Here is a 4,023-nt window from a genome sequence, read left to right as displayed (position 1 = left end):
TCACTTGGCGTTTTCCTAACGGCTTTGTCTGCCCTGAATGTGCCAACAAGACCTGTTGTCGCCTGAGAAGGCGGCCACGTGTGTGGCAATGCAATCACTGCCGTCACCAGATGTCATTGACTGGAAACACGATTTTCGCAAACACCAAGCTCCCACTGACCAAGTGGTTTCTGGCAATGCACCTGTTGTCACAAACCAAAACAGGCTTGTCAGCAATGGAGCTAAAGCGCCAGTTGGGCGTCAAATATGACACCGCCTGGATGCTCAAGCACAAGCTGCTGCAAGCCATGAAAGAGTCCGATGACAAGCAGCCCATCAGCGGCATCATTCAGCTCGATGATGTCTACTGGGGTGGCGAGCGCCGTGGTGGCAAACGGGGTCGGGGCGCGGCAGGCAAGACGCCGTTTGTGGCAGCAGTGGCCCTGAACAAGGAAGGACATCCAATCAAGATGCGGATGACGGTGGTCGATGGTTTCAAAACCAAGTCCGTTGCTGATTGGGCAAAACGGCATATTGCCAGTGGTAGCGCGGTGATATCCGATGGATTGGCCTGTTTCAAAGCGGTCAAGGAGGCCAATTGTGAGCACCTGGGTGTTGTCACCGGGGGCAACCTGGACTGGCTGGATCATCCGGCATTCAACTGGGTAAACACGATGATAGGAAATGTGAAAAACTCGCTGCGGGGCAGTTGCCATACGCTCGGAGCGAAGCATTTACCAAGGCATCTTGCGGAATACTGCTTCCGGTTTAATCATCGTTTTGACCTCAAGAGCATGTTGGTTGAATTGGGGCATGCAGTCGTGGCTGTCACCGCCGATGTAAAAATGACCCACTAACGCCGGAGTAAAGTTGACCCACCTGGGCCAAGATCGTGGCTTTTGAGCCACGCCCATGTTGACCCAGGAGTTATCAGTGGAAATCAGAGTGTTGGCCCGTCAGGGCATGAGCATCCGGGCTATCGCCCAGCAATTGCGGGTGTCCCGTAACACGGTTCGCAAGTATCTGCGCAACCCGGGCCTGCCAATCTATCCCAACCGAGCAGCCCGACCAACCAAGCTCGATCCTTTTAAACCCTATCTGCAAGCGCGTATCCAGGCAGCGAAGCCACACTGGATCCCGGCGACGGTTCTGCTCAGGGAACTGCGAGAGCATGGTTACACTGGCGGGCTCTCCCAGCTCAAGGCCTGGTTATCGCCTCTGCGCCATGACGCCTCTGGCACCATCGTCCGTTTTGAAACGGCCCCCGGTAAACAGATGCAGGTCGATTTCACCATTATCCGCCGCGGCAATCGGCCTCTAAAGGCCTTTGTTGCTACCCTGGGATTTAGAGAGCAGCAAGCATATGGACAGCAGTGCCAATCAGCTAGGCCTGCTCTCCACCAATGTCCGTTCTGCCGCCGATCTACTGGGGCAGCGCTTGGAACAAGTGACACAACAAATTGAGCAAGCCGGTAGCCAAAATGCTGCACTTACTGATCAACTCAAGCAACAAGCCGAAATGCTGGCCAGATTGCAAGATGGCCTGCTGCAGGGAGCGGAGCGGTTCGAACAGGCTGCCAGTGAGGCTCGCCATGGCTTTGTTGAGATGAAGCAAACGCAGCAACAATTCCTGACAGGGGTGAGAACCGAATTCAATGCCTTAGGGAAGGTGCGAATAAGTCATATGGCACGAGAGCATTTACTGGTAACCCATTGATATTAAATGACTAAAATTTTCATTTTTTGTTCGTGGGATACTTGTTCGCACTTTCCCTTGATACTGGAGAATCAGGGCATCACAATTTTTGTGCAACAAGGGAGCTGGCTCTCGAACCCAACCTTGCGGATACTCCAACGAACAGATTATCAACCAGAACAAACTCGCAATAGTAATTTGAAATCTTGCGCCCCTGAACTGTACGAAGGACATGCAGCAGCCTGTATCAAAGTTCCAGATCTCGCGGCTCTACAAGAGCTATGCCGGATCTATGCACGCTGAAAATTTGAACCTGCAAAGTGGCAGTTACTTTGTGGTTACTAAGCAATATATTGTCGCCAATGAACAACCTGATTACCCATGATTAGCAGTCAGTTACCACGAACTATACTGATCTTACGTACAGTTATCGAGGTGCGAGATCATGGCCAAAAGCAAAATCCAATTCCAGAAAGGCTACAGCCTGTTTGAGTTTCTCAAGGACTATGTGTCAACGCCGACCGAAAACTGATCCACTCTGGCTAATTTCGCCGATTGAAAAGTGATCCACCCGGACATGGGGTTAATTGGTTTTGGGTGTGGCCCCCGCTTTGCGTTTCTCTTTCAAACGATAGCTTTCACCGCTGATCTGAACGATGTGTGCATGAGGTATCCTGATTTTCACAGACAGTCCCGATTGTTACGATGAGACAATCGGGGGTATTGAATGAAATCGAGAGAACACTATTCACCAGAGTTTCGGGCAGAGGCGGTTCGACTGGTGTTGGAGCAAGGCCTTGGCCAAGCTGAAGCCGCCAGAAGGTTGGGTATTGCCAAAGGCACACTGAGCAACTGGGTGGTCGCTGCCAAAGGAGGAAAGGATACATCGGCCATTCCCGGAGCGCGTTCTGTCGCCGAGCTGGAGGCTGAAGTGGCCCGGCTACGCAAAGCTCTCGCACAAGCCAACATGGAGCGCGACATCATAAAAAAGGCCGCCGCGTACTTTGCTCAGGAGTCACTGCCAAGTACGCGTGGATAGCCAACCAACAGGACATCTATCCCATTTCCGTTATCTGTCGTGTGCTGGAGGTCTCTCGTGCGGGCTTCTACCACTGGCGCCACCGTCCACCGTCACAGCGCCAACAAGAAGATGAACGACTCAAGGTCGCCATTCGGGCTGCTCACAGCAAGACGCGCCAGACCTATGGCGCATCGCGTTTACAAGCTGAGTTGGCCGCCGAAGGATTTTACGCTGGGCGGGACCGGATTGGGCGATTGCGCCGTGAAATGGGGTTGTCTTGCAAACAAAAGCGCAAATTCAAGGCGACAACCCATTCTGCTCATTCCCTGCCCGTGGCGGAGAATCTCCTTGGTCAGGTCTTTGCGCCGACGAAGCCCAACGAAGTCTGGACCGGTGATATCACCTATATCGCCACCGACGAAGGCTGGCTTTATCTGGCTGGTCTCAAGGATGTGTTTACCTGTGAGATAGTGGGTTATGCGATGGGAGAGCGAATGACCACCGGGTTGGTCAGTCAGGCGCTGTTTCGGGCTGTGCAGCAGAAGAGGCCACCCGTTGGGCTTATTCATCACACAGACCGGGGCAGTCAGTACTGTGCCAAGGCTTACCGGGCTCTCCAGGTACAATTTGGCATGCAGACCTCCATGTCACGCAAGGGGAACTGCTTCGACAATGCCCCGATAGAAAGCTTCTGGGGGTCTCTTAAAAATGAACTGGTTCACCACCATAGATTCGAGACGAGAGCGGAGGCCAAGGCAGCGATTCAGGAATACATAGAGATTTTTTACAACCGCCAGCGTCGGCATTCACGACTTGGCAATGTCAGCCCGGCGGAGTTTAACAAGAGGTATTGGAGAACTGCTCAGGCAGCTTGATCCGGGACTGTCCGATCTTGTCAGGACACCTCACTTGGCGTTTTCCTAACGGCTTTGTCTGCCCTGAATGTGCCAACAAGACCTGTTGTCGCCTGAGAAGGCGGCCACGTGTGTGGCAATGCAATCACTGCCGTCACCAGATGTCATTGACTGGAAACACGATTTTCGCAAACACCAAGCTCCCACTGACCAAGTGGTTTCTGGCAATGCACCTGTTGTCACAAACCAAAACAGGCTTGTCAGCAATGGAGCTAAAGCGCCAGTTGGGCGTCAAATATGACACCGCCTGGATGCTCAAGCACAAGCTGCTGCAAGCCATGAAAGAGTCCGATGACAAGCAGCCCATCAGCGGCATCATTCAGCTCGATGATGTCTACTGGGGTGGCGAGCGCCGTGGTGGCAAACGGGGTCGGGGCGCGGCAGGCAAGACGCCGTTTGTGGCAGCAGTGGCC

Annotated in this window: 3 protein-coding genes and 3 pseudogenes; 5 read left to right on the top strand and 1 reads right to left on the bottom strand. The window is 53.3% G+C overall.

Annotated features, from left to right (window positions below):
- From AB5Y70_RS21135 to AB5Y70_RS21125, 3 genes and pseudogenes are all read left to right on the top strand, one after another.
- Nucleotides 1-836, top strand: an 836-nt coding sequence (locus AB5Y70_RS21135) for an IS1595-like element ISKpn3 family transposase (RefSeq protein WP_368176137.1), incomplete at its 5' end; no start/stop codon positions are given.
- A 55-nt stretch (nt 837-891) separates the two neighbouring features.
- Nucleotides 892-1,326, top strand: a pseudogene (locus AB5Y70_RS21130) (helix-turn-helix domain-containing protein); the annotation flags it as partial.
- 16 nt (nt 1,327-1,342) lie between these two features.
- Nucleotides 1,343-1,696, top strand: coding sequence for a hypothetical protein (locus AB5Y70_RS21125; protein ID WP_024941335.1), 354 nt, complete (start codon nt 1,343-1,345; stop codon nt 1,694-1,696).
- A gap of 562 nt (nt 1,697-2,258) precedes the next feature.
- On the opposite strand, the pseudogene AB5Y70_RS21120 reads toward AB5Y70_RS21125, so the two are convergent.
- Nucleotides 2,259-2,348, bottom strand: a pseudogene (locus AB5Y70_RS21120) (IS21-like element ISSen3 family helper ATPase IstB); the annotation flags it as partial.
- 54 nt (nt 2,349-2,402) lie between these two features.
- On the opposite strand from AB5Y70_RS21120, the gene AB5Y70_RS21115 reads away from it, so the two are divergent.
- Nucleotides 2,403-3,571 (top strand): IS3-like element ISAeme20 family transposase gene (locus AB5Y70_RS21115; protein ID WP_171268936.1). Its coding sequence is split into 2 segments (ribosomal slippage): nt 2,403-2,658 and nt 2,658-3,571, totalling 1,170 coding nucleotides; the frame shifts between segments, so codons are not numbered across the junction.
- 32 nt (nt 3,572-3,603) lie between these two features.
- Nucleotides 3,604-4,023 (top strand): annotated as a pseudogene (locus tag AB5Y70_RS21110) (IS1595-like element ISKpn3 family transposase); the annotation flags it as partial.

The sequence above is a fragment of the Aeromonas sp. s1(2024) genome, from assembly GCF_040908005.1.
GTDB lineage: Bacteria > Pseudomonadota > Gammaproteobacteria > Enterobacterales > Aeromonadaceae > Aeromonas > Aeromonas caviae.
The sequence above is the reverse complement of the archived record's forward strand: the minus strand, read 5'-3'. Positions and strand labels throughout refer to the sequence as shown.

Coding starts and splice junctions, on each gene's coding strand:
- AB5Y70_RS21125 (WP_024941335.1), top strand. CDS start 1,343: ATGGACAGCAGTGCCAATCAGCTAGGCCTGCTCTCCACCAATGTCCGT.